Here is a 255-nt window from a genome sequence, read left to right as displayed (position 1 = left end):
ACAGCGGCAACAACGTACTCAGCGGCGGTGCCGGCGACGACACCCTCGACGGTGGCATCGGTGCCGATGCCATGGTCGGGGGCGACGGCAACGACAGCTATTACGTCGACAACGTTGGCGATCTGGTAATCGAAACCGATACCTCGCCAAACGCCATTGACCGCGTACTCTCGTCCATCAACTACACCCTAGGCACCAATCTCGAGAATCTCACGCTCCTCGGTTCCGCCAACCTCAACGGCACCGGTAATGCGG

Annotated in this window: 1 protein-coding gene; it reads left to right on the top strand. The window is 60.4% G+C overall.

Annotated features, from left to right (window positions below; genetic code table 11):
- Positions 1-255: hypothetical protein (locus tag J5M72_RS29275; RefSeq protein WP_207868345.1), on the top strand; the 255-nt coding region annotated here is incomplete at both ends.

The organism is Pseudomonas sp. 58(2021) (assembly GCF_017491585.1).
Classification (GTDB): domain Bacteria; phylum Pseudomonadota; class Gammaproteobacteria; order Pseudomonadales; family Pseudomonadaceae; genus Aquipseudomonas; species Aquipseudomonas fluorescens_BT.
The sequence above is the reverse complement of the archived record's forward strand: the minus strand, read 5'-3'. Positions and strand labels throughout refer to the sequence as shown.